At 61.6% G+C, this 22,679-nt stretch carries 17 protein-coding genes; 8 read left to right on the top strand and 9 right to left on the bottom strand.

Going from position 1 to position 22,679, the window contains the following annotated elements; translation table 11 throughout:
* Position 1: 1 nt before the first annotated feature.
* Positions 2 to 2,149 carry a fatty acid oxidation complex subunit alpha FadB gene (gene fadB, locus TU75_RS12535; protein WP_060549100.1) on the bottom strand — a complete coding sequence of 716 codons (2,148 nt, stop codon included), beginning with the start codon at positions 2,147 to 2,149 and terminating at the stop codon, positions 2 to 4.
* Between the two features lie 480 nt (positions 2,150 to 2,629).
* Entirely contained in the window at positions 2,630 to 3,067 is a 438-nt protein-coding gene (locus TU75_RS12530; protein ID WP_015371521.1) for a hypothetical protein, read from the bottom strand.
* A 106-nt stretch (positions 3,068 to 3,173) separates the two neighbouring features.
* On the opposite strand from TU75_RS12530, the gene TU75_RS12525 reads away from it, so the two are divergent.
* Positions 3,174 to 3,614: a universal stress protein gene (locus tag TU75_RS12525; protein ID WP_003234040.1), complete on the top strand. Its 441-nt coding sequence runs from the start codon at positions 3,174 to 3,176 to the stop codon at positions 3,612 to 3,614.
* 87 nt (positions 3,615 to 3,701) lie between these two features.
* On the opposite strand, the gene TU75_RS12520 is transcribed toward TU75_RS12525, so the two are convergent.
* Positions 3,702 to 5,624, bottom strand: a complete 1,923-nt coding sequence (locus TU75_RS12520; RefSeq protein WP_003234038.1) for an ATP-binding cassette domain-containing protein — start codon at positions 5,622 to 5,624, stop codon at positions 3,702 to 3,704.
* A gap of 213 nt (positions 5,625 to 5,837) precedes the next feature.
* On the opposite strand from TU75_RS12520, the gene TU75_RS12515 reads away from it, so the two are divergent.
* Positions 5,838 to 7,766, top strand: coding sequence for a transglycosylase SLT domain-containing protein (locus TU75_RS12515; RefSeq protein WP_060549099.1), 1,929 nt, complete (start codon positions 5,838 to 5,840; stop codon positions 7,764 to 7,766).
* 86 nt (positions 7,767 to 7,852) lie between these two features.
* Here TU75_RS12515 and TU75_RS12510 read toward each other — a convergent pair whose 3' ends face one another.
* Complete coding sequence (locus TU75_RS12510; RefSeq protein WP_060549098.1) at positions 7,853 to 9,610, bottom strand: ABC transporter transmembrane domain-containing protein; 1,758 nt, start codon at positions 9,608 to 9,610, stop codon at positions 7,853 to 7,855.
* 243 nt (positions 9,611 to 9,853) lie between these two features.
* Between TU75_RS12510 and TU75_RS27650 the strand changes: the two genes are divergently transcribed.
* Positions 9,854 to 10,021, top strand: a complete 168-nt coding sequence (locus TU75_RS27650; protein ID WP_003234031.1) for a PA1571 family protein — start codon at positions 9,854 to 9,856, stop codon at positions 10,019 to 10,021.
* A gap of 57 nt (positions 10,022 to 10,078) precedes the next feature.
* Here TU75_RS27650 and pdxB read toward each other — a convergent pair whose 3' ends face one another.
* On the bottom strand, positions 10,079 to 11,221 hold the full coding sequence (gene pdxB, locus TU75_RS12500; RefSeq protein WP_060549097.1) for a 4-phosphoerythronate dehydrogenase PdxB: 1,143 nt from the start codon (positions 11,219 to 11,221) through the stop codon (positions 10,079 to 10,081).
* A 183-nt stretch (positions 11,222 to 11,404) separates the two neighbouring features.
* Here pdxB and TU75_RS12495 point away from each other — a divergent pair, with 183 nt between their 5' ends.
* A complete protein-coding gene (locus TU75_RS12495) occupies positions 11,405 to 12,799 on the top strand; it encodes an MATE family efflux transporter (protein WP_060549096.1) in 1,395 nt (464 codons plus the stop codon).
* Here the strand turns inward: TU75_RS12495 and tusA are convergent.
* Together tusA and rlmM are read right to left on the bottom strand one after the other, a co-directional pair.
* Positions 12,796 to 13,038 carry a sulfurtransferase TusA gene (gene tusA / locus TU75_RS12490; protein ID WP_003234025.1) on the bottom strand — a complete coding sequence of 81 codons (243 nt, stop codon included), beginning with the start codon at positions 13,036 to 13,038 and terminating at the stop codon, positions 12,796 to 12,798. The genes TU75_RS12495 and tusA overlap by 4 nt on opposite strands.
* A 124-nt stretch (positions 13,039 to 13,162) precedes the next feature.
* Entirely contained in the window at positions 13,163 to 14,239 is a 1,077-nt protein-coding gene (gene rlmM / locus TU75_RS12485; protein ID WP_060549095.1) for a 23S rRNA (cytidine(2498)-2'-O)-methyltransferase RlmM, read from the bottom strand.
* Between the two features lie 189 nt (positions 14,240 to 14,428).
* Here rlmM and acnA point away from each other — a divergent pair, with 189 nt between their 5' ends.
* A complete protein-coding gene (gene acnA / locus TU75_RS12480) occupies positions 14,429 to 17,170 on the top strand; it encodes an aconitate hydratase AcnA (RefSeq protein ID WP_060549094.1) in 2,742 nt (913 codons plus the stop codon).
* 66 nt (positions 17,171 to 17,236) lie between these two features.
* Here acnA and TU75_RS12475 read toward each other — a convergent pair whose 3' ends face one another.
* The gene (locus TU75_RS12475) at positions 17,237 to 18,175 is read right to left on the bottom strand and encodes an aspartyl/asparaginyl beta-hydroxylase domain-containing protein (RefSeq protein ID WP_060549093.1); all 939 of its coding nucleotides are present in this window, start codon (positions 18,173 to 18,175) and stop codon (positions 17,237 to 17,239) included.
* A gap of 140 nt (positions 18,176 to 18,315) precedes the next feature.
* On the bottom strand, positions 18,316 to 19,290 hold the full coding sequence (gene cysK, locus TU75_RS12470; RefSeq protein ID WP_003234021.1) for a cysteine synthase A: 975 nt from the start codon (positions 19,288 to 19,290) through the stop codon (positions 18,316 to 18,318).
* A 124-nt stretch (positions 19,291 to 19,414) separates the two neighbouring features.
* Here cysK and TU75_RS12465 point away from each other — a divergent pair, with 124 nt between their 5' ends.
* The 3 genes from TU75_RS12465 to TU75_RS12455 all read left to right on the top strand — a co-directional run bounded on the left by TU75_RS12465 (position 19,415) and on the right by TU75_RS12455 (position 22,626).
* Positions 19,415 to 20,491 carry a DUF748 domain-containing protein gene (locus tag TU75_RS12465; RefSeq protein WP_003234020.1) on the top strand — a complete coding sequence of 359 codons (1,077 nt, stop codon included), beginning with the start codon at positions 19,415 to 19,417 and terminating at the stop codon, positions 20,489 to 20,491.
* A gap of 111 nt (positions 20,492 to 20,602) precedes the next feature.
* A complete protein-coding gene (locus TU75_RS12460) occupies positions 20,603 to 21,448 on the top strand; it encodes an AAA family ATPase (RefSeq protein ID WP_003234019.1) in 846 nt (281 codons plus the stop codon).
* Positions 21,448 to 22,626, top strand: coding sequence for a vWA domain-containing protein (locus TU75_RS12455; protein WP_015371511.1), 1,179 nt, complete (start codon positions 21,448 to 21,450; stop codon positions 22,624 to 22,626). The genes TU75_RS12460 and TU75_RS12455 overlap by 1 nt, the downstream gene beginning before the upstream one ends.
* Positions 22,627 to 22,679: the final 53 nt, after the last annotated feature.

Here is a 22,679-nt window from a genome sequence, read left to right as displayed (position 1 = left end):
CTTAACCGAAGAAGCTCTGGCCATTTTTGGCCATCTCACGCAGCTTCGCGGTCGGGTGGTACAGCGGGCCCAGCTCAGCGTATTTGTCAGCCAGGGCAACGAACTCGGCCACACCGATCGAGTCGATGTAACGCAACGCACCGCCACGGAACGGAGGGAAACCAATGCCGTACACCAGGCCCATGTCGGCTTCGGCGGCGGTTTCGACGATGCCGTCTTCCAGGCAACGCACGGTTTCCAGGCACAGGGCGATCATCATCCAGTTGACGATGTCCTCGTCGGACACCTCACGCTGCTCGTAGATGACCGGCGCCAGCACTTCGTGCACCGACGGGTCGGCCACTTTCTTCTGCTTGCCCTTCTTGTCGGCCTCGTAGGCGTAGAAGCCCTTGCCGTTCTTCTGGCCCAGGCGCTTGGCCTCGTAGAGCGCGTCGATCGCCGAACGGCGGTCGTCTTTCATGCGGTCCGGGAAGCCTTCAGCCATCACGTCGCGACCGTGGTGGCCGGTGTCGATGCCGACCACGTCCATCAGGTACGCCGGGCCCATGGGCCAGCCGAATTTTTCCATCACTTTGTCGATGCGCACAAAGTCCACGCCAGCGCTGACCAGCTTGGCGAAACCACCGAAGTACGGGAACAGCACGCGGTTGACCAGGAAGCCCGGGCAGTCATTGACCACAATCGGATTCTTGCCCATTTTCTTGGCATAGGCCACGGTGGTGGCAACCGCCAGCTCGCTGGACTTCTCGCCACGAATCACTTCCACCAGCGGCATCATGTGCACCGGGTTGAAGAAGTGCATGCCGACGAAGTTTTCCGGACGCTTGAGGGCCTGAGCCAGTAGCGAGATGGAAATGGTCGAGGTGTTGGAGGCCAGGATCGTGTCGTCCTTGACCTGAGCTTCCACTTCGGCCAGTACGGCCTGCTTGACCTTTGGATTTTCAACGACGGCTTCGACCACCAGATCGACGTGACCGAAGTCACCGTAGGACAGCGTGGGACGAATGCCGTTAAGCACTTCAGCCATTTTCGCGGCGGTCATGCGACCTTTGTCCACGCGGCCGACCAGCAGCTTGGCGGCTTCCGCCAGGCCTTGCTCGATACCGTGTTCGTTGATGTCTTTCATCAGGATCGGCGTGCCCTTGGACGCCGACTGATAGGCGATACCGCCGCCCATGATCCCGGCGCCGAGCACAGCGGCCTGTTTCACGTCCTTGGCGATCTCGTCGTAGGCCTTGGCCTTTTTCTTCAGCTCCTGATCGTTCAGGAACAGGCCGATCAGGCTCTGGGCCGCCGAGGTCTTCGCCAGTTTGACGAAGCCAGCCGCTTCCACTTCCAGAGCTTTGTCGCGACCGAAGTTCGCGGCTTTCTGGATGGTCTTGATCGCTTCAACCGGTGCCGGGTAGTTCGGGCCGGCCTGACCTGCCACGAAACCTTTGGCGGTTTCGAACGACATCATTTGCTCGATGGCGTTGAGCTTGAGTTTTTCCAGCTTCGGCTGACGCTTGGCCTTGTAGTCAAATTCGCCGCTGATGGCGCCCTTGATCAGGTTCAGTGCAGCTTCAGCCAGCTTGTCCGGGGCAACCACGGCATCGACGGCACCGACTTTCAGGGCGTCTTCAGCGTTGTTTTCCTTGCCGGCGGCGATCCACTCGATGGCGTTGTCGGCACCGATCAGGCGCGGCAGGCGCACGGTGCCACCGAAGCCTGGGTAGATGCCCAGCTTGACTTCGGGCAGGCCGACTTTGGCGGTGGCCGACATCACGCGAAAATCTGCCGCCAGGCACATTTCCAGGCCGCCGCCCAGCGCGATGCCATTAATCGCGGCAACGGTGGGTACGTTGAGGTCTTCAAAATCGCTGAAAATCTTGTTGGCTTCGAGGTTGCCGGCCACAAGCTCCGCATCGGGCAGCTTGAAGTTGTCGACGAATTCGGTGATGTCAGCGCCGACGATAAACACGTCCTTGCCGCTGGAGACGATCACGCCCTTGACCGAAGCATCCGCTTTGAGGGTGTCTACGGCCTGACGCAGTTCATTCAGGGTTAGACGGTTGAACTTGTTGACGGACTCACCCTTGAGGTCGAATTTCAATTCGACGATGCCACTTTCAAGAGCCTTAACCGTGATGGCTTTACCTTCGTAAATCATCAACTGATCTCCACGATATGGAAGCTGAACAGTACACACTGGACGCTGGCCTAGGGTTGGACATTGAGGCTTTGCTCAATGTTCACGCCCATCCGCCAGGCACACCCGCCAATGCGATAGTCGGGGTTATGTATGAAGCATCTGACAGACAAACACTCAATTCATACGCCCGTTTGATTTGGGTACGCCACCTTCATCCAATTCCGGGCAATTGTCAATCGCTCCAAAGGCTAGGAAAAACGCGACTTTCCAGTCATTTCAGAACCACAACCCTAGCCCTGCTCAGAGGGAATATTCAATTATTCACTGAATCAATAAGACAGAGATTACGGGAAAGGGCTGTACAGAATCAGATAGCCCGCTAGGCTAGCGAGTACCTTACTGCGTCAGGATGAATATCCGACGCGACAAACGGAATTACCGGCCTGCCTGGCCAACTCCAGCCCGATGATGACTGTCGGGCTTTTTATTGCGAGGGTTTCAGGCCAGCGCCTTGAGCAGTGCGTCAATGTCCTTGAGTACGCTCGCCTCGCCCTTCTCGCCCCAGTAAACGGCGATCATCTGCTTGTCGGCCTCGACCTTGTAGACATTGGCCGGCAGCTTTGCAAAGTGCGCCAGCAAGGCCTCATCCCCGCAGACCTCGCGCCATTGGTTGACCCACACGCCGGGCTCGAGCTGCCAGTAGCTCCACGCCGCCTGCGCACCGGCGCGTCGTGGCCGGCAATATTGTGCGCAAGGGCTTGGCGGCTCGTGCTTGAGCCAGTGCGGCCACGCCTGCGGCGCCAGTTGCATGGCCAGGCCGATGCGTCGCGCCTCCATGCGCAGGGCCATGCGCCCGCTCTGCTGACGCGACGGGCGCAGCCATGCCAGGGGGCTAAGAACCACCAGAAGGATTGACACCACTATCCAGACCGTCATATGAAGTACCCCCGAATTTCCAGATGAGCGGATTTGACCTGACGCAACCGCATCCGCTTGAAAGCAGCCATACTGAACTTATCGCAGTCCCCTGGAGGAACGCCCCATGTCCTACGAACATATCCTGGTCGCCGTCGACCTGACCGAAGAGTGCGATCCAGTCATCAAGCGCGCCCGCGCATTCGCCGTCGCCAGCAATGCCAAACTGTCACTGGTGCACATCGTCGAGCCCATGGCCATGGCCTTTGGTGGCGACGTGCCGATGGACTTGTCCCAGCTGCAACAACAACAGTTCGACCAGGCCAAGGAGCGCCTTGAGCGATTGATCCTCAAGTACCCTGAGGTAACCAAGGAAAACTCCCACCTCACCTACGGCCAGCCGCGCCAGGAAATCCACCACCTGGCCAAGGAACACAACTGTGACCTGATCGTGGTGGGCAGTCATGGTCGTCATGGGTTGGCGTTGCTGCTGGGCTCTACCGCCAATGACGTGCTGCACGGTGCGCCTTGCGACGTATTGGCCGTGAAATTGGTAAAAAGCGCTTAGGAACACTGAAGATCCACTGTATTCCCATATATGAAAAACCCGGTATTCATCAGATGAACACCGGGTTTTTTAGTGCCTGCCGATCAATCAGGCATCCAGCTCGGCCCAACGCTCAACCAGCACTTCCAACTCCTGGTTCAACGTCTCCAGGGAGGCGATGACCTTGGCGGTCTCTGCTGCCGGGCGCAGGTAGAAACCCGCGTCAGCCATGTCTGCCTCGACTGCGGCGATCTGTTGTTCCTTGGCCTCGATCTCCCCCGGCAAGGCTTCCAGCTCGCGCTGCAGCTTGTAGCTGAGTTTCTTCTTGGCCGCTGGCGCTGCGTCCTGGGCGGGCGCAGGTGCAGCCGCCACCGGTGCAACCACGGCGGAGGTCAGGTCGGCCTTGCCGGACTTGCTCTCGGTCACGCCCAGCAAACGCGGCGAACCGCCCTGGCGCAGCCAGTCCTGGTAACCACCGACGTATTCACGCACCTTGCCTTCACCTTCGAAGACCAGAGTGCTGGTGACCACGTTGTCAAGGAAGGCCCGGTCGTGGCTGACCATCAGCACGGTGCCGTTGAAGGTCAGCAGCACTTCTTCCAGCAGTTCGAGGGTTTCCACGTCGAGGTCGTTGGTCGGTTCGTCGAGCACCAGCAGGTTGGCCGGCTTGCTGAACAGCTTGGCCAGCAACAGGCGGGCACGCTCACCACCGGACAAGGCCTTGACCGGCGTGCGCGCACGCTGGGGGCTGAACAGGAAATCGCCGAGGTAGCTCAGCACGTGGCGACTCTGGCCGTCGATGTCGATAAAGTCGCGGCCTTCGGCAACGTTGTCGATCACGGTTTTTTCCAGGTCCAACTGGTGGCGCAACTGATCGAAGTAGGCCACGTCGATACGCGTGCCCTCTTCCACCTTGCCGCTGGTCGGCTGCAGGCCATTGAGCATCAGCTTGAGCAGGGTGGTTTTGCCGGTACCGTTGGCGCCCAGCAGACCAATGCGGTCGCCGCGTGCCAGTACCATGGAGAAGTCCTTGATCAGCAGCGGACCGTCCGGGTGATGGAAACTGACGTTCTCCAGCACCATGACCTGCTTGCCCGACTTGTCGGCGGTGTCCAGCTGGATATTCGCCTTGCCGGTGCGCTCGCGACGCTCGCTGCGCTCAACGCGCAAGGCTTTGAGTGCGCGTACACGGCCCTCGTTACGGGTGCGGCGCGCCTTGATACCCTGGCGGATCCAGACTTCTTCCTGAGCCAGTTTCTTGTCGAACAGCGCGTTGGCGGTTTCTTCAGCAGCCAGCGCAGCCTCTTTGTGCACCAGGAAGCTGGCGTAGTCGCCGTTCCAGTCGATCAGACCACCACGGTCCAGCTCGAGGATGCGCGTGGCCAGGCTCTGCAGGAACGCCCGGTCGTGCGTGATGAACAGCACGGCGCCCTGGAAGTCCTTGATGGCTTCTTCAAGCCAGGCGATAGCGCCGATGTCCAGGTGGTTGGTCGGTTCGTCGAGCAGCAGCAGGTCCGGCTCGGACACCAGCGCCTGGGCCAGCAGCACCCGACGACGCCAGCCGCCGGACAATTCGGCGAGGGTCTTGTCGGCCGGCAGTTGCAGGCGGCTGAGGGTGCTGTCGACCAGTTGCTGCAAGCGCCAGCCGTCACGGGCTTCCAGCGCCTGCTGCACGTGCATCAGCTTGTCCAGGTCTTCTTCGGTGACGCAGTTTTGCGCCAGGTGATGGTATTGCGCGAGCAGCTCGCCCACGCCATCGAGGCCTTCGGCGACCACGTCGAACACTGTCCGTCCGTCGGCCACCGGCAATTCCTGCGGCAATTCGCCGATCTTGAGGCCCGGAGCGCGCCAGACAGAGCCGTCATCGGGCTTCTGATCGCCTTTTACCAGCTTCATCATGCTGGACTTGCCGGTGCCATTGCGGCCGATGATGCACACCCGCTCACCACGGGCGATCTGCCAGGACACCTTGTCCAACAACGGCATAGCGCCGAAAGCAAGGGACACATCGCTGAATTTGAGCAGGGTCATACACTTCTCCAAAAACCGGGCGCGCATTCTACCTGAGTTGAGGGTGGGATGCGGCCGGCTTTTTCGATGCGGACACGTTCTGTAGGACATTTCCGTCGAACTTGAACGAACCTCCCGGCAAAGCTTTCGCCGGTCGCTGGCAAAAGGCTAAGCTAGGGGCAATCAGTGTCGGCGGTGCCGGTGCTAGTCGTGATTTCTCTGCACGGACGTCTCATGCGCAGTCGCCTTTTCAACTTTTTATCCTGTCTGCTTCTTTCCGCCACCGCCGCCCAATCCGCCCAGGCCGTGGACCTCACCACCCAACGTCAATACTACGATGAAGCCAAACGTGCGCTGGCCAAGGGCGATACCGGCCCGTACATGCAATACAGCCAGGCGCTGGCCGACTATCCGCTGACGCCCTACCTGGCCTATGACGAACTGACCGCGCGCCTCAAGAGCGCGAGCAACGAGGAAATCGAGCAATTCCTCGCCAAAAACGGCGACCTGCCCCAGGCCAACTGGATGAAACTGCGCTGGTTGCGCTGGCTGGCCGAGCGTGGCGACTGGCAGACGTTTGAAAAGTACTACGACACCAAGCTCAATTTCGTTGAGCTGGACTGTCTGCACGGCCAATACCAGCTCACCCACAACTTGAAGGCCGAAGGTTACAAGACCGCCGAAACGCTGTGGATGACCGGCAAATCCCAGCCCACCGCCTGTGATGTCACGTTCGGCCAGTGGGCGGCTGCCGGGCAGCTCACCGAACAGAAAATCTGGGACCGCACCAAGCTCGCCGCCGAAGCGCGCAACTACGCACTGGCCAACAGCCTGGTGAAAACCCTGCCCACACTCGGTGTCCAGGGCCGCCTGATGGTGGATGTGGCGCAAAAGCCCGACATGCTCAGCGACCCGTCACGCTTCCTGCCGGCCAACGAGGCCATGTCCGATGCCGTAGGCCTGGGCCTGCGTCGTCTGGCGCGCCAGGACCCGGACAAGGCCATGGCCCTGCTTGACGGCTACGCCAGCAGCATGCACTTCTCCCGTGACGAAAAAGTGTCGATCGCCCGCGAAATCGGCCTGACCCTGGCCCGCCGCTACGACCCGCGCGCGCTCGACGTGATGACCCAGTACGACCCCGAACTGCGCGACAACACGGTGTCGGAGTGGCGCCTGCGTCTGCTGCTGCGCCTGGCACGCTGGGAAGATGCCTACCAGCTCACGCGCAAACTGCCACAGGATTTGGCCACCACCAACCGCTGGCGCTACTGGCAGGCTCGCAGCCTGGAACTGGCCGAACCGAAAAATCCGCAAGCCATGGTGCTGTACAAAAACGTCGCCAAGGAACGGGATTTCTACGGCTTTCTCGCCGCCGATCGCTCGAAGTCGCCGTACCAGCTCACCAACAAACCGCTGGTCATGAGCCAGGCGCTGATGAACAAGGTGCGCAACACGCCGGGCGTGCGCCGTGCAATGGAGTTCTATGCCCGTGGCCAGATCGTCGACGGGCGCCGCGAGTGGTATCACGTCAGCCGTCACTTCAATCGCGATGAAATGGTCGCCCAGGCCAGGCTGGCCTACGACATGAAGTGGTACTTCCCGGCGATCCGCACCATCAGCCAGGCGCAGTACTGGGATGACCTGGACATCCGCTTCCCCATGGCTCACCGCGACACCCTGGTGCGCGAAGCCAAGGTGCGTGGGTTGCATTCGAGTTGGGTGTTCGCCATCACCCGCCAGGAAAGCGCGTTCATGGACGATGCGCGTTCAGGCGTCGGCGCCAGCGGCCTGATGCAACTGATGCCGGGCACCGCCAAGGAGACCGCGCGCAAATTCAGCATCCCCCTGGCCTCCCCGGCTCAGGTGCTGGACCCGGACAAGAACATCCAGCTCGGCGCCGCCTACCTGAGCCAGGTGCACAGCCAGTTCAACGGCAACCGCGTACTCGCCTCCGCCGCCTACAACGCCGGCCCCGGCCGCGTACGCCAGTGGCTGCGCGGCGCCGACCACTTGAGCTTCGACGTGTGGGTGGAAAGTATCCCCTTCGACGAAACCCGCCAGTATGTGCAGAACGTGCTGTCTTATTCGGTGATCTACGGACAGAAACTCAATTCACCACAGCCGCTGGTGGATTGGCATGAGCGCTATTTCGACGATCAGTAATAGCCAAATGTGAGTGCGGGCTTATTGTGGCTGCCTGGAACTTCAGGCTTTCACACTGGATTTTCAGTGTATCCACAAGCGTGGCGCTACTTGTCCGCACTGAATTGCAACGCCGCCAACCGTGCATACAGCGCATTGCTCGCAATCAACTGCTGATGCGTGCCCACAGCTACCAGCTTGCCCTGGTCCATCACCGCAATCCGGTCTGCATTCTTCACTGTCGCCAGCCGATGGGCGATCACCAGGGTGGTGCGCCCGTGCATCAGTTGTGGCAGGGCTTGCTGGATCAGATGCTCGCTCTGGGCGTCGAGGGCGCTGGTGGCTTCGTCCAGCAGCAGGATCGGTGCATCCACCAGCAGCGCGCGGGCGATGGCCAGGCGTTGGCGTTGTCCGCCGGACAGGCCCAGGCCGCTTTCGCCCAGAGGTGTCTGATAGCCGCCGGGCATCTGCAGGATGAAGTCGTGGGCATGGGCGATACGCGCTGCGGCTTCGACCTGTTCGCGGGTGGCGGACGGGTTGCCGTAGCGGATGTTGTCTTCGACGCTGCCGAAAAACAGCGCCGGGTTCTGTGAGACAAGCGCGAAGTGGCGGCGCAGGTCCTGGGGGTCGAGTTCGGTCAGCGCATGACCTTCAAGCGAAATACGACCGTGCTGCGGGTCGTAGAAACGCAGCAGCAGGTCGAACAGCGTCGACTTGCCTGCGCCGGAGGGGCCGACCAGCGCCAGGGTTTCGCCGGGATTGATGGTCAGGCTCAAGCCGTCTATGGCGTAAGTGTCCGGCCGCGACGGATAGGCAAAGCGCAGGTACTGCAGCTCCATGCGCCCGCTGACGCGCGGCGGCAAGCGCACCGTGCCCGCCAACGGAGCCTGGATCTCGTTGCTCGACTGCAGCAACTCACCGATGCGCTCGGCCGCGCCGGCGGCGCGCTGCAGCTCACCGAGCACTTCGCTCAAGGTGCCGACCGCGCTGCCGACAATCAGGCTGTAAAACACGAACGCCGCCAGCTCGCCCCCGGAAATACGCCCGTTGATCACGTCCATGCCGCCCACCCACAGCATGACGCCCACGGCGCCGAGCACCAGCATGATCACCAGGGTAATCAGCCAGGCACGCTGGGCGATGCGTTTGCGTGCGGTGGCGAAGGCCTCTTCCACGGTCACGGCGAAGCGCTGCTCGTCCTGCAACTGGTGGTTGTAGGCCTGCACGGTCTTGATCTGGCCAAGAGTCTCGGACACGTAGCTGCCCACATCGGCAATGCGATCCTGGCTCTGGCGCGAGAGGCTGCGCACCCGTCGCCCGAAAATCAGGATCGGCGCCAGCACCAGCGGCAGCGCCACCACCACGATGCTGGTGAGCTTGGGGTTGGTGACAAACAGCAGCACGATGCCGCCGATGACCATCAGCGCATTGCGCAAAAACAGCGAGAGCGACGAGCCGATCACCGACTGTAGCAAGGTGGTATCGGTGGTCAGCCGCGACTGGATTTCCGAGCTGCGGTTGTTCTCATAGAAGCCCGGGTGCAGGTAGATCAGGTGGTTGAACACCTGCCGGCGAATGTCCGCCACCACCCGCTCGCCGATCCACGACACCAGGTAGAACCGCGCAAAGGTGCCCACCGCCAGGCCCAGCACCAGCAGCATGAACAGGCCGATGGACTGATTGAGCAGGTGCGGGGACTGAGTCATGAAGCCCTGGTCCACCAGCAGCCGAATGCCCTGCCCCATGGACAAGGTGATGCCGGCGGTGACGATCAGTGCCAGCAAGGCACCGAGCGCCTGCCAGCGATAGGGCGCGATAAAGCGGCTGGCCAGGCGAATTGCGCGACGTTGACGGACTGAGAACATGCAGGCATTACCGATGGGGAACCTGTACTCAACATTGGGGGAACTTGGGCAAATAACAATGAGTCAGGTTAATTATGCCCACCGACCCAGACTCCTAGAGGCTATCGGTCTAACGCGCGACTGGAAATCCTGGGTGGTTTCTGGTGCACTTGGCGTTCGAACCGGTGGCCCTGCAGGGAGTTGTCACAGCGTGGTCACGCGGGGGTCTTAGAATAGGGACACAACCTGATGAGGAGACAGGCCATGACCTTGCAAAACAGCAGCGATGCCAAGATTGAAGTGATCCGCCAACCGCAGCAGTTGCCTTGCTCGTATATCGACGCCAAGGGCCGCGAAGTACAGATTACCGAAGAGATGATCCAGCAAGCCTGCAGCGAACTGGAGCAGCGATTGGTCAAGCCCGCCCAGTGAGGCGAGCGCCAGCGCTCTTGTAAACCCGGCCTGGATGGCCGGGTTTTTTGTGGGCGTTTAAACGACCTCGGCGCCCAATGCGCACACGATGGCCGACAACGCCGGCGACTCCCCATTGATCCGCACCTTCAAGCCATCGATTTCACGACGCTCGGGGTAATGCTTGCGCAGCAGGTCGAACGCCTTGCGCTGCGCTTGCACGGTGCCCACCAGGCTGCGGCGGAAATCCGCATCGTCGCGGCGCGGGTCGTACACGCTGCGGCACAGCGTCGCCAGTGCCCAGGCCGGGTCTGTGGATGCATTCAACTGCATCTCGGCCAGCCACGGCCGCGGCAGCAAGTCACTCAGGGCAATGCCAGGCGCCTGGCCCAAATGCGCGCACAATGCCTGATAGATCTGCGCCGTGCCGCGCTGCTTGCCGTCCAGGCTGTAGCCGGCGATATGCGGCGTGGCCAGTACACACAGGTCGGCCAGGTCGACGTCCACTTCAGGCTCGCCCTCCCACACGTCCAGCACCGCCTGCAGGTCTTCCCGTTCCAGCAGCACTTCGCGCAGGGCGGCGTTATGCACCACCGGGCCGCGGCTGGCATTGATCAGCCAGGTGCCGGGCTTGAGCTGCTGCAGACGCTCGCGATCGAACAGGCGCCAGGTGGCGCCATTGCCGGACTTGATCAGCGGCGTGTGCAGGCTGATCACGTCGCACTGCTCGATGATCTGCGCCAGGCTCACATAGTCTGCGTCTTCGGCGATCTGCCGTGGCGGGTCGCACACCAGCACCTTCCAACCCAGGCCCTTGAGCACCTTGAGCAACCGGCCACCCACTTCACCGGCACCGACGATGCCATAGGTGCGCTGGGCGAGGTCGGCGCCTTCGATTTCAGCCAAGGTGTGTAGGCTGCCGAGCACATAGTCCACCACCCCGCGTGCGTTGCAGCCGGGGGCGCTGGACCAGTGAATGCCGGCCTGCTGGAGGTAGTCGAGGTCCAGGTGATCGGTGCCGATGGTGCAAGTGCCGACGAACTTGACGCTGCTGCCCTCAAGCAAAGCCCGATTGACGTTAGTCACCGAGCGCACCAGCAGCACGTCGGCCTGTTCGACGGTAGCGCGGTCGATGGCGCGACCGGGCACGCGGCGGATCTCACCGAATCCCTGGAAAAATTCATCGAGCAGCGGAATATTCTCGTCGGCAACAATCAGCATGGCGGGGGCTCCTTTGGCGGACCGGCAGTGTACAGCCTTGCGATCCGACTAACACGGAAGAACCCTGTGGGACACGGTGTCTGGGAACTGTTTACAAATCGCCAACACAGGTTTTTTCCTGACCATGGCGTCAACGCGTAGAATTCGCGGTCCTTGTGCCTTGCTTTGATTGGACATCTGTACGTGAACACTGCCACCGCTCCCCTCACCCGCCCTGCCCGCATCCGTCGGGAAGTGCGCAGCCTGCTGACACTTGCCCTGCCGATCATGATCGGTCAACTGGCCACCACCGCGATGAGCTTCGTCGATGCGGTGATGGCCGGGCGGGTCAGCCCTCAGGACCTGGCGGCGGTGGGCCTGGGCAACTCGATCTGGATCCCGGTGTACCTGCTGATGACCGGGACCCTGCTGGCCACCACGCCCAAAGTCGCCCAGCGCTACGGCGCGGGCCAGTTCAGCGAGATCGGGCCGCTGGTGCGTCAGGCATTGTGGCTGGCGGTGGTGGTCGGTCTGTGCGGTGCGCTGTTGCTGCTGTGCGCCGAGCCGGTGCTGTGGGCGATGAAGGTCGAGCCCGACCTGATCGCGCCGTCCATGGGCTATCTGCAGGGGATCGCCGCCGGCATGCCGGCGGTGGCGCTGTATTACGTGCTGCGCTGTTTCAGCGATGGCCTGGGCCGCACCCGGCCGAGCATGGTCATGGGCCTGTGCGGCCTGGCGCTGAACATTCCGCTGAACTACATCTTCATTTACGGCCACTTCGGCGTGCCGGCCATGGGCGGCGTGGGCTGCGGCTGGGCCACGGCGATTGCGATGTGGGTGATGATGCTCGGGCTGGCCGTATGGACCCGCTGGGGCCCGGCCTACCAGAGCAGTGAACTGTTCAAGCGTTTCGACTGGCCGCAATGGGCAGTGATCAAGCGCGTGCTGGACATTGGCCTGCCGATTGGCGTGGCGATCTTTGCCGAGTCGAGCATTTTTGCGGTGATCGCCCTGTTGCTCGGCAGTCTCGGCGCCACGGTGGTGTCAGGCCATCAGATCGCGCTGAATGTCAGCTCGCTGGTGTTCATGATTCCCTATTCCCTGAGCATGGCCGTGACCGTGCGCGTCGGCCAGGCCCTGGGCCGTGGCGAACCCCGTGAGGCGCGCTTTGCCGCCGGGGTCGGCATGGGCACCGCGCTGGCCTATGCCTGTCTGTCCTGCAGCCTGATGCTGCTGTTTCGCGAGCAGATAGCGGCGATCTACACGCCGGACCCGGTGGTGATCCACCTCGCCTCCACGCTGATCGTGTTTTCCGCGCTGTTCCAGTTTTCGGACTCGATCCAGGTCACCGCCGCCGGCGCGCTGCGCGGTTATCAGGACACCCGGGTGACCATGGTACTGACCTTGGTCGCCTACTGGGGCGTGGGCCTGCCGGTGGGCTATGCCCTCGGGCTGACCGACTGGCTGGGCGCAGCCAGCGGCCCGAGCGGCTTGTGGCAGGGGCTGATCGTCGGCTTGAGTTGCGCGGCAGGCATGTTGCTGGTGCGCCTGGCGCGCAGTGCACGCCGGCGTATTCACACAGGTAAGCCGCGGGTTTAATCGGCTTTCTTGCGAATCCAGTACAGGTAGGTGCCGGCCTCTTCTTTCTGTTCAACCAGTTCGTGGTCCAGAAACACACAGAACTTGGGAATATCGCGACGGGTGGAAGGGTCGGTCGCGATCACCTTGAGCAGGCCGCCAGGCGCCAGGTCCCGGATGTGCTGATGCAGCATCATCACCGGCTCCGGGCAGTTAAGGCCGGTGGCGTCGAGGGTGCCGTCAATGGGTAATTCACTCATACATCACTCCTGAAACACACCCGCTCCAGTGTGGGAGCGGGCTTGCCCGCGATGACGGGGGCACATTCAACATAATTTCGACAGTTATACCGCTATCGCAGGCAAGCCCGCTCCCACAGGGCGGTCAGTGTCTCTTGGGTTTCTTTGCAGACTCCAGCCGACGCAGGTGGCACGTTACCTCTTCACGGTCGTGGTACAGCTGTTTGCAGCCAATCTCCACCCGAATACCGCGCGCCTTGAAGCCTTCTTCGATCCGTTCCAGCAGGCGCTTCACTTCGGCGTAGCGCTGCTTCATCGGCAATTTCAGGTTCACCACGGCTTCGCGACAATGCCCCTCGCCGATCCAGGTTTCCAGCAGCGCGGCATTGCGTGCCGGTTTCTCGACGATGTCACACACCATCCAGTCCACCGGCTGTTTTGGCACGAAGGTGAAACCGTCGGCCATCAAGTGTTGCACCAGGCCGGTGTCCATCAGGCTTTCGGCCATGGGGCCGTTGTCGATGGCGGTCACCAGCATGCCCCGGTTGACCAGTTGCCAGGTCCAGCCGCCGGGCGCGGCGCCGAGGTCGACGCCGGTCATGTCGCCGTGCAGGCGCTCGTCCCACTGGTCGCGGGGGATGAAGTGGTGCCAGGCCTCCTCCAGTTTCAGAGTCGAACGGCTGGGCGCGTCACGCGGGAATTTCAGGCGGGGGATGCCCATCGGCCACATTGCCGAGTTGTTCGGCTCGGCCAGGCCCATGAACACTTCGCGGCCGCTCTTGAAGGTCAGCAGCAGACGCGGCTTGCTCGGGTCGTCCACCAGCTTGCCGGCATTGAGCAGGGCCTTGCGCAGGTGCACTTCGAATTTCTTGCAGAAGTTCGACAGCTCCTTGCCGTCGTTGGTGTCAACCATCTCCAGCCACAGGCTGCCGCACAGCGGAAATTCACGCAGGTGCGCAAGAATCACGCTGATGCGGTCGGTTTCCGGCAGGTCGATGAACACCCCGCGCGCCCACTGCCGGGGGAAGATCAATTGGGCGAAACGCTGCCCCTGCATCAGGCGCTGGGCGCCGTCTTCCTCGGTGCAGACGAATTCGGCGCAGGCGCTGCCGGTCTTGGCCTTGGCGTAACCGGAAACGTTCAGGCGCGCGGCGTGCTCGGCGATCTCGGAGCAGACTTCGCCCTCGAAACCCGGACGGCAGTGCATAAAAAGGGTGTTCATTGAATCTCCTGGCACCGGCTTGCTGTCGTGCAAGGCCTGTCATGAAAACGCGCGCATGATAGCCGAGTTCGGAACCTTGGACTTACCCCGGCAGTCCAGTTATTAGCCTGCCAATCAAAACAGCGCTAAATTTAAGGCTCTGTTTGTCCCGCCAGGTCCGTAGCCGTGCGGACCAAAAGGAGTTGTGTCATGTCATCCCTTGATAGCCTGAGAACCCTCAAGACCCTGGAAATCGACAACAAGACCTACCACTATTTCAGCCTGCCCGAAGCCGCCAAGAGCCTGGGCGACTTGGACAAGCTGCCGATGTCGCTCAAGGTGCTGCTGGAAAACCTGCTGCGCTGGGAAGACGACAAGACCGTCACCGGCACAGACCTCAAAGCCATCGCCGCCTGGCTCAAAGAACGGCAGTCCGATCGCGAGATCCAGTACCGCCCCGCCCGCGTGCTGATGCAGGACTTTACCGGCGTGCCCGCTGTGGTCGACCTCGCCGCCATGCGCGCCGCCGTGGCCAAGGCCGGTGGCGACCCGCAGCGCATCAACCCGCTGTCCCCCGTGGACCTGGTGATCGACCACTCGGTAATGGTCGACAAATTCGGCAACGCCGACGCCTTCGAGCAGAACGTCGATATCGAGATGCAACGCAACGGCGAACGCTATGCCTTCCTGCGTTGGGGCCAGAGCGCCTTTGACAACTTCAGCGTGGTGCCGCCGGGCACCGGCATCTGCCACCAGGTCAACCTCGAATACCTGGGCCGCACCGTGTGGACCAAAGACGAAGACGGCCGCACCTACGCCTTCCCCGACACCCTGGTGGGCACCGACTCCCACACCACCATGATCAACGGCCTGGGCGTACTCGGCTGGGGCGTGGGCGGTATCGAAGCGGAAGCAGCGATGCTCGGCCAGCCGGTGTCGATGCTGATCCCGGAAGTGATCGGCTTCAAGCTCACCGGCAAATTGAAAGAAGGCATCACCGCCACCGACCTGGTGCTGACCGTCACCCAGATGCTGCGCAAAAAAGGCGTGGTGGGCAAGTTCGTCGAGTTCTACGGCGACGGCCTGGCCGACTTGCCGCTGGCCGACCGCGCCACTATCGCCAACATGGCCCCGGAATACGGCGCCACCTGCGGGTTTTTCCCGGTGGACGAGGTGACGCTGGACTACCTGCGCCTGTCCGGTCGCCCCACCGAAACCGTGAAACTGGTGGAGGCCTATACCAAAGCGCAGGGCCTGTGGCGCAATGCGGGGCAAGAGCCTGTGTTCACCGACAGCCTGGCGCTGGACATGGGCAGCGTCGAAGCCAGCCTGGCCGGGCCGAAACGCCCGCAGGACCGCGTGGCGCTGCCGAATGTGGGCCAGGCGTTCAGTGATTTTCTCGACCTGCAATTCAAGCCGACCAACAAGGAAGAAGGCCGCCTGGAAAGCGAAGGCGGCGGTGGTGTGGCCGTGGGCAACGCAGACCTGGTGGGCGAAGCCGACTACGAATACGAAGGCAATACCTATCGCCTGAAAAACGGCGCGGTGGTGATTGCCGCCATCACGTCCTGCACCAACACGTCCAACCCCAGCGTGATGATGGCCGCCGGACTGGTGGCGAAAAAGGCCGTGGAAAAGGGCCTGACCCGCAAGCCGTGGGTCAAGACCTCCCTGGCGCCGGGCTCCAAGGTGGTCACCGACTATTACCACGCCGCAGGCCTCACCCAGTACCTGGACACACTCGGTTTCGACCTGGTGGGCTACGGCTGCACCACCTGCATCGGCAACTCCGGGCCGCTGCCCGAGCCGATTGAAAAAGCCATCCAGAGCGCCGACCTCGCCGTGGCCTCAGTGCTGTCGGGCAACCGCAACTTCGAAGGCCGCGTGCACCCGCTGGTCAAAACCAACTGGCTGGCCTCGCCGCCCCTGGTGGTGGCGTATGCGCTGGCCGGCACCGTGCGTATCGATATCAGCAGCGAGCCGCTGGGTAACGATAAAGACGGCAAGCCGGTGTACCTGAAAGACATCTGGCCAAGCAGCAAAGAAATTGCCGACGCCGTTGCGCAAGTCACCACGGGCATGTTCCACAAGGAATACGCCGAGGTGTTCGCGGGTGACGAGCAATGGCAGGCGATTGAAGTGCCCCAGGCCGCCACCTATGTGTGGCAGCAGGACTCCACCTATATTCAGCACCCGCCATTCTTCGACGACATTGCCGGCCCGTTGCCGGTGATCAAGGACGTCACAGGCGCCAACGTGCTGGCGCTGCTGGGCGACTCGGTGACCACCGACCATATCTCCCCCGCCGGCAATATCAAGATCGACAGCCCTGCCGGGCGTTACCTGCAAGAACAAGGCGTGGAACCGCGCGACTTCAATTCCTATGGTTCACGCCGGGGCAACCATGAAGTGATGATGCGCGGCACCTTCGCCAATATCCGCATCCGCAATGAAATGCTCGGCGGCGAGGAAGGCGGCAATACGCTGTACATCCCCACCGGCGAACGCATGGCGATCTATGACGCGGCGATGAAATACCAGGCTGCGGGCACGCCGCTGGTGGTGATTGCGGGCCAGGAATACGGCACCGGCTCCAGCCGCGACTGGGCGGCCAAGGGCACCAACCTGTTGGGCGTCAAGGCAGTGATCGCCGAAAGTTTCGAGCGGATTCACCGCTCCAACCTGGTGGGCATGGGTGTGTTGCCGTTGCAGTTCAAGCTGGATCAGAACCGCAAGTCGCTCAAGCTCACCGGCAAGGAGACAATCGATATCCTCGGCCTCACCCACGTGGAGATCGTGCCGCGCATGACCCTGACGCTGGTGATTACGCGGGAGGATGGCAGCAGCGAGAAAGTGGAAGTGCTGTGCCGGATCGATACGCTCAATGAAGTGGAATACTTCAAGGCGGGCGGGATTCTGCACTACGTGCTGCGCCAGTTGATCGCCTCATAAGCAACACTGGAGATCCAAATGTGGGAGGGGGCTTGCTCCCTCCCACAGGTTTGACCGTATTCCCAATCAGCCGAACAACCACTTCCAGAGCAGTACCAGAACCCCCACCGCCAACACCGGCCGCGCAATGCGGTACGCCTGGGGATGCTTGCGCTTGAACTGTTTGACCCGACCGCTGAACCTGTCGCTGAACGTCTTGCTCCACGCGTAAGCCTGGTTAATCCCGCCCACCCGCTCGTCATCCAGGTTCTGCGGCGCAGTGGCACGCCCAAGTTGCTTGCTGACCCAGCGATTGAGACGGGTCATCAGGCGGTTGCTCAGTGGGCGTTCAATGTCGCAGAACAGAATGACTCGGGTCTGCTCGGTTTCGTTCTTGACCCAGTGCACGTAGGTTTCGTCAAACATCACGTCTTCCCCATCGCGCCAGGCGTAGACCTGGCCGTCGACGAAGATGCGGCAGTCGTCAGAGTTGGGCGTGGACAGCCCCAGGTGATAACGCAGGGACCCGGCAAACGGGTCGCGGTGCGGGTTGAGGTGGCTGCCGCCCGGCAACAGCGCGAACATCGCGCCCTTGACGTTGGGAATGCTGCTTACCAGCGCCACAGTCTTCGGGCACAGGGCCTCGGCCGACGGCAGCGGTTTGTCGTACCACTTGAGGTAGAAACGCTTCCAGCCCTTCTTGAAGAACGAACCGAAACCGGCGTCGTTGTTCTTTTCGGCGGCGCGGATATACCCCTCGTCGAACAGGTGCATGGCCTCTTCGCGGATGACTTCCCAGTTGTCCTTGAGCACGTCCAGCTCCGGGAACTTGCTGCGGTCCAGGTAAGGTTTGGACGGCACTGCGGAGAACAGGTACATCAAAGCGTTATAGGGGGCGAACAGCGCCGAATGGTTGACGAACTGGCGCAACATGGGCAAACGGGCCTTGCCGCGCAGGTGCACATACAGCGTACTGCCGATAAACAGCAGCAACACCGACAGCTTGGCGGCCAAAGAAAAGGTCATGCAGCAACTCCTGAAAATAAGCGCCTGGCCAACAGCAGACGTAGCAGCCGGCCATGATAAACAGTTGGGCCAGTATGCAGAAGGCCCCGGCTGACCGGCTGACACAAATCAAACCCGGTGATAATTGGGACAGGTGAACATCAAGCCTGGTTTTCCTGGTCGGTAAACAAATCACTGAACAACATGCTCGACAGGTAACGCTCACCGGAGTCCGGCAGGATCACCACGATGGTCTTGCCCTGCATCTCCGGTTTCTCGGCCAGACGCACGGCCACGGCCATCGCCGCGCCGCAGGAGATACCGCACAGAATGCCCTCCTCCTGCATCAGGCGCCGGGCCATGGCCTTGGATTCCTCGTCGGTCACCAGCTCAACGCGGTCGACCATCGACAGGTCGAGGTTTTTGGGCACGAAACCGGCGCCGATCCCCTGGATCTTGTGCGGGCTCGGCTTGATCTCCTCACCGGCCAGCGCCTGGGTGATCACTGGCGACGCCATCGGTTCGACCGCCACCGACAGAATCGGCTTGCCCGCCGTGTGTTTGATGTAGCGCGACACCCCAGTGAGGGTGCCACCGGTGCCCACGCCCGCCACCAGCACATCTACCGCGCCGTCGGTGTCGTTCCAGATTTCCGGGCCGGTGGTTTTCTCGTGGATGGCAGGGTTGGCCGGGTTTTCGAACTGGGCCGGCATGAAGTAAGTGGCCGGGTCGCTGGCGACGATGTCAGCGGCCTTGTCGATGGCGCCTTTCATGCCTTTGGCCGGTTCGGTCAGCACCAGTTCGGCGCCCAGGGCCTTGAGCACCTTGCGCCGCTCGATGCTCATGGACGCCGGCATGGTCAGCAGCAGCTTGTAGCCACGGGCGGCGGCGACAAAGGCCAGGCCGATACCGGTATTACCGGACGTGGGTTCGACAATGGTCATGCCTGCCTTGAGCTTGCCGCTGCCTTCAGCGTCCCAGATCATGTTCGCGCCAATGCGGCACTTCACCGAATAGCCTGGGTTGCGCCCCTCGATCTTCGCCAGGATGGTCACGCCACGCGGCGCAATGCGATTGATCTGAACAAGAGGCGTGTTACCGATGGAGTGCGCGTTGTCTGCAAAAATGCGGCTCATGACGGGTCCTTTGGGCAATGTGAACAAGGCCACAAGGGTATGCCCCAGGCTTTGAGGCGTCCAGTCGGCGGAACGTTGCGCCTGCTGCGGCAGTCCACACCCTATCTGCACGGAGGAACCTTTCATGAAACGTCGCTACAGCTGGCCGCTTTGGACCATCGCCGCCCTGGTGGTTTTCCTGGTGGCCGTGAACATTGCCCTGCCCTACCTGGTGCGCAACTACCTGAACGAAAAGCTCGCCAATATGGGTGATTACCGTGGCGAGATTGCCGACGTGGACCTGGCCCTGTGGCGCGGCGCCTACCGGATCAACGGCCTGCAGATCGTCAAGGTGGACGGCAAGGTGCCGGTGCCCTTCGTCAAGGCGCCGCTGATCGAGTTCGCGGTGAGCTGGCATTCGCTGTGGTACGACCATGCGGTGGTCGCCGAGGGGCATTTTGTGCGTCCGCAAATCAACTTCGTCGACGGTGGCGCCAACAAGGCCGCGTCCCAGACCGGTAAGGGCACCGACTGGCAGGAACAGCTGAGCAAGCTGCTGCCGATCACCCTCAACGAAATGCGCATCGAAGACGGCAAGATCGCGTTCCATAACTTCACGTCCAAACCACAGGTCAATATCAATGCCACCGGGGTCAACGCCAGCTTCTACAACCTGACCAACGTCGTCGACGTGGAAGGCAAACGCGACGCACGGTTTGAAGGCAAGGCGCTGCTGCAAGGCCAGGCCCCACTGGAAGCCAACGCCACCTTCGACCCGCTCAGCGACTTCGAGGAGTTCGAGTTCCGCTTCCGCGCCCGCGACCTGCAACTGACGCGCATGAATGACTTCGCCTCGGCCTATGGCAAGTTCGACTTCAAGGCCGGCACCGGCGATGTGGTGATCGAAGCCCAGGCCGAAAAAGGCCAGTTGCGCGGCTATATAAAGCCGCTGCTGCGCGATGTGGAAGTGTTCGACTGGCAGCAGGATGTCGAAAACAAGGACAAGAATATCTTCCGTTCGATCTGGGAAGCCGTGGTCGGCGCCAGCGAGACGGTGCTCAAGAACCAGCGTAAAAATCAGTTCGCCACCCGTGTGGAATTGAGCGGCAGCGTGCATCAGCAGAATATCAGCGCGTTTGGCGCAGTCATCGCGATTCTGCGCAACGGCTTCATCCAGGCCTTCAATGCACGTTACGAACAACCCAAGCCCAGCGCAGATTGAAAAAGGCAGGAGGTGTGACCGCCCATTCAGAGACTGAATAACCCGTCTGCGTTCACAGTCGCCGGGGCCGCGCGGTATAGTCCGGGCATTGATGAATCCGAGGACACACCGATGAAGTTCGAAGGCACCCAGGCCTATGTGGCTACCGATGACCTGAAACTGGCCGTCAACGCCGCGATCACCCTGGAGCGGCCGCTGCTGGTCAAGGGCGAACCGGGCACCGGCAAAACCATGCTCGCCGAACAACTGGCCGAATCCTTCGGTGCCAAGCTGATCACCTGGCACATCAAGTCCACCACCAAGGCCCACCAGGGCCTGTACGAGTACGACGCGGTCAGCCGCCTGCGCGACTCGCAGCTAGGCGTGGACAAGGTGCATGACGTACGCAACTACCTGAAGAAGGGCAAGCTGTGGGAGGCCTTCGAGGCCGAAGAGCGGGTGATCCTGCTGATCGATGAAATCGACAAGGCCGACATCGAATTCCCCAACGACCTGTTGCAGGAACTCGACAAGATGGAGTTCTACGTCTACGAAATCGACGAGACCATCAAGGCGAAGAAACGCCCGATCATCATCATTACGTCCAACAATGAAAAAGAGCTGCCGGACGCGTTTCTGCGCCGCTGCTTCTTCCATTACATCGCCTTCCCCGACCGTACCACCCTGCAGAAAATCGTCGATGTGCACTACCCCGACATCAAGAAGGACCTGGTCAGCGAAGCGCTGGACGTGTTCTTCGACGTGCGCAAAGTGCCCGGGCTGAAGAAGAAGCCCTCCACTTCCGAACTGGTCGACTGGCTCAAGCTGTTGATGGCCGACAATATCGGCGAAGCGGTGCTGCGCGAGCGTGATCCGACCAAGGCCATTCCGCCCCTGGCCGGCGCGCTGGTCAAGAACGAGCAGGACGTGCAGTTGCTGGAACGGCTGGCTTTCATGAGCCGTCGCGGTAATCGCTGATGCTGCTCAACCTGTTCAATGAAATGCGCGCCGCCAAGGTGCCGGTGTCGGTGCGCGAGCTGCTCGACCTGATCAACGCACTCAAACAGCGCGTGACCTTCGCCGACATGGACGAGTTCTACTACCTGGCGCGGGCGATTCTGGTCAAGGACGAGCGGCATTTCGACAAGTTCGACCGTGCCTTCGGCGCCTATTTCAACGGTCTGGAAAAGCTTGACGACCACTTGCAGGCGCTGATCCCTGAAGAGTGGCTGCGCAAGGAATTCGAACGTTCGTTGAGCGATGAGGAGCGCGCGCAGATCCAGTCCCTCGGCGGCCTCGACAAACTCATCGAGGAATTCAAGAAACGCCTGGAAGAACAGAAAGAACGCCACGCCGGCGGCAACAAGTGGATCGGCACCGGTGGTACCAGCCCGTTCGGTTCCGGCGGCTATAACCCGGAAGGCATTCGCGTGGGCGATGCCGGCGAGCGCAAGGGCAAGGCCGTGAAAGTGTGGGACCAGCGCGAGTACAAGAACCTCGACGATCAGGTGGAGTTGGGCACGCGCAACATCAAGGTTGCCCTGCGCCGCCTGCGCAAGTTCGCGCGCCAGGGTGCGGCCGAAGAGCTGGACATCGACGGCACCATCGACCACACCGCCCGCGACGCAGGCCTGCTGAACATCCAGATGCGCCCGGAGCGGCGCAACACCATCAAGCTGTTGCTGCTGTTCGATATCGGCGGCTCGATGGACGCCCATGTGAAGATCTGCGAAGAGCTGTTCTCCGCGTGCAAGACCGAGTTCAAGCACCTGGAGTACTTCTACTTCCACAACTTCGTGTACGAGTCGGTGTGGAAGAACAACCAGCGCCGCACTTCGGAGCGCACCGCCACCCAAGACCTGCTGCACAAGTACGGCGCCGACTACAAAGTGATCTTTATCGGCGATGCGTCGATGGCGCCCTATGAAATCACCCAGGCCGGCGGCAGCGTCGAACACTGGAACGAGGAGCCGGGCTATGTGTGGATGCAGCGCTTCATGGCCAAGTACAAGAAGCTGATCTGGATCAACCCGTACCCAAAGGACACCTGGGGCTATACGGCGTCGACGGCGATTGTGCGAGAGTTGGTGGAAGACCAGATGTACCCGCTGACGCTGCGCGGGTTGGAAGAAGGCATGCGCTTTCTATCCAAATAACGGTGGGAGTCCCCACTACCTCTTCGACGTAGCGCTGTCGCGCAGCAAACTGG

Source organism: Pseudomonas poae (assembly GCF_001439785.1).
GTDB classification, from domain to species: domain Bacteria; phylum Pseudomonadota; class Gammaproteobacteria; order Pseudomonadales; family Pseudomonadaceae; genus Aquipseudomonas; species Aquipseudomonas poae.
The sequence above is the reverse complement of the archived record's forward strand: the minus strand, read 5'-3'. Positions and strand labels throughout refer to the sequence as shown.

Coding starts and splice junctions, on each gene's coding strand:
- fadB (WP_060549100.1), bottom strand. CDS start 2,149: ATGATTTACGAAGGTAAAGCCATCACGGTTAAGGCTCTTGAAAGTGGC.
- TU75_RS12530 (WP_015371521.1), bottom strand. CDS start 3,067: ATGACGGTCTGGATAGTGGTGTCAATCCTTCTGGTGGTTCTTAGCCCC.
- TU75_RS12525 (WP_003234040.1), top strand. CDS start 3,174: ATGTCCTACGAACATATCCTGGTCGCCGTCGACCTGACCGAAGAGTGC.
- TU75_RS12520 (WP_003234038.1), bottom strand. CDS start 5,624: ATGACCCTGCTCAAATTCAGCGATGTGTCCCTTGCTTTCGGCGCTATG.
- TU75_RS12515 (WP_060549099.1), top strand. CDS start 5,838: ATGCGCAGTCGCCTTTTCAACTTTTTATCCTGTCTGCTTCTTTCCGCC.
- TU75_RS12510 (WP_060549098.1), bottom strand. CDS start 9,610: ATGTTCTCAGTCCGTCAACGTCGCGCAATTCGCCTGGCCAGCCGCTTT.
- TU75_RS27650 (WP_003234031.1), top strand. CDS start 9,854: ATGACCTTGCAAAACAGCAGCGATGCCAAGATTGAAGTGATCCGCCAA.
- pdxB (WP_060549097.1), bottom strand. CDS start 11,221: ATGCTGATTGTTGCCGACGAGAATATTCCGCTGCTCGATGAATTTTTC.
- tusA (WP_003234025.1), bottom strand. CDS start 13,038: ATGAGTGAATTACCCATTGACGGCACCCTCGACGCCACCGGCCTTAAC.
- rlmM (WP_060549095.1), bottom strand. CDS start 14,239: ATGAACACCCTTTTTATGCACTGCCGTCCGGGTTTCGAGGGCGAAGTC.
- acnA (WP_060549094.1), top strand. CDS start 14,429: ATGTCATCCCTTGATAGCCTGAGAACCCTCAAGACCCTGGAAATCGAC.
- TU75_RS12475 (WP_060549093.1), bottom strand. CDS start 18,175: ATGACCTTTTCTTTGGCCGCCAAGCTGTCGGTGTTGCTGCTGTTTATC.
- cysK (WP_003234021.1), bottom strand. CDS start 19,290: ATGAGCCGCATTTTTGCAGACAACGCGCACTCCATCGGTAACACGCCT.
- TU75_RS12465 (WP_003234020.1), top strand. CDS start 19,415: ATGAAACGTCGCTACAGCTGGCCGCTTTGGACCATCGCCGCCCTGGTG.
- TU75_RS12460 (WP_003234019.1), top strand. CDS start 20,603: ATGAAGTTCGAAGGCACCCAGGCCTATGTGGCTACCGATGACCTGAAA.
- TU75_RS12455 (WP_015371511.1), top strand. CDS start 21,448: ATGCTGCTCAACCTGTTCAATGAAATGCGCGCCGCCAAGGTGCCGGTG.